This window comes from Bradyrhizobium sp. SRS-191, assembly GCF_024586915.1.
In the GTDB taxonomy this organism is placed as follows: domain Bacteria; phylum Pseudomonadota; class Alphaproteobacteria; order Rhizobiales; family Xanthobacteraceae; genus Bradyrhizobium.
Window position 1 is genome coordinate 1 of record NZ_JANBVS010000075.1, and the last position, 1,539, is coordinate 1,539.

Genomic DNA, 1,539 nt, shown 5'->3' on the forward strand with positions numbered 1-1,539 from the left:
GACCGAAACCTGAGAAAACAACCCCATGCACAGTAGCCGTCAAGTGAGGCCGCGCCGCGGACCGCGCTGCGCCGAAAACGCGATTCATCGTGAGATCAAATCGGCTTGGGCCGCGTCACCGGCTCACGACATCGGGGGTGCGACAAACCGCGCAAATCCGGCGCGCTGACTGACGTCGCCGAGCCATCGCGCGAGGTGCGGCTGGGCCGGACGGGTGATGCCTTCGACCCCGAGCCAGCGCCGCGCGTAGCAGCCCAGCGCGAGATCGGCGAGCGTGAACGCATCACCTTCCATGAACGGCCGGCTCGAAAGCAGCCGGTCGGCGATGGCCCAGACCTCCGCGGCGGCATCGGCATTCTTCTGCACCTGGACCATGTCGCGCTCGGCCGGCGGTGTCCGCACGATGCCCCAGAACACCGGGCGGTCGACCGGCTGCACCGTCGACAGCGTCCAGTCGAGCCAGCGATCGATGCCGGCGCGCTTCTTAGGCGCCTCCGGATAGATCGGCGTGCCGCGCCCATGCGCCAGGCACAGATAACGCATGATCGAATTCGACTCCCACAACACGAAATCGCCCTCGACCAGCGTCGGGATCCGCGCATTGGGATTCATCGCGAGATAATCGGCCTCGCGGGTCTTGCCGTATTGCATGCCGGCATCGATGCGCTCGAACGGCAGGTGGAGTTCGGCCAGACACCACAGCACCTTCTGCACGTTGACCGAATTGGCACGGCCCCAGATCGTCAGTGTGGTGTCCGGCATGTGGTGTCTCCCGCGGCGTTTTTGTCGTAGCCCGTAGCCCGGATGAGCGAAGCGATATCCGGGGTGCCTTATTGGCAGCGTTCCCGGATATCGCTTCGCTCATCCGGGCTACGCGGTCTGCGGGTGATAACGAAATTTTCTGGCGACGGCGAGGTGCGATTGCCGCGCGCCGCGCATGCAAAAAGCTCCGCCGAGGGGCGGAGCTATCGCAAGTGTGTTCATACAGATAAACGCAGGCGCGTTCGTGCGGGTCTCAGCGCCCGAAGAACAGCCACAACAGAATGATCACCGGGATCGGCACGCCCAGCAGCCACAGCAAGATTCCTCGTCCCATAACGTCCTCCTCGATCGTAGTGTCGGGGAGTGAACGCGCCGGACGGGGGCTGGTTCCTGTGGCGTGAGCTTACCAATGGCCGGTATTGGGCATCGAGGCCCACGGCTCCTGCGGCGGCTTCGGGTCGCCCTTCTGCAACAGCTCGATCGAGTGCAGGTCCGGCGACCGCACGAAGGCCATGTTGCCGTCGCGCGGCGGCCGGTTGATGGTGACGCCGGCCTTTTGCAGCTTCGCGCAGGTCTCGTAGATGTCGTCGACCTCATAGGCGAGATGGCCGAAGAAGCGATCCTCGCCGTATTTCTCCTCGTCCCAATTGTAGGTCAGCTCGACCAGCGGCGCGCCGCGGCTGGCGGGCTGCTTCTTCAGCGCCTCGAGATCGTCCGCCGAGCACAGGAACACCAGCGTGAAGCGCCCCTTGTCGTTCTCGATCCGACGCACCTCCG

At 64.7% G+C, this 1,539-nt stretch carries 2 protein-coding genes; both read right to left on the reverse strand.

What is annotated here, in order from left to right; translation table 11 throughout:
- Positions 1-123 precede the first annotated feature (123 nt).
- A complete protein-coding gene (locus tag NLR35_RS34080; RefSeq protein WP_257170916.1) occupies positions 124-762 on the reverse strand; it encodes a glutathione S-transferase family protein in 639 nt (212 codons plus the stop codon).
- Positions 763-1,165: 403 nt separating this feature from the next.
- On the reverse strand, positions 1,166-1,539 hold a 374-nt coding region (locus NLR35_RS34085), incomplete at its 5' end, for a VOC family protein (protein ID WP_257170917.1).

What these genes read in the sequence shown, in the direction of transcription:
- NLR35_RS34080 (WP_257170916.1), bottom strand. Translation starts at nt 762, where the DNA reads ATGCCGGACACCACACTGACGATCTGGGGCCGTGCCAATTCGGTCAAC.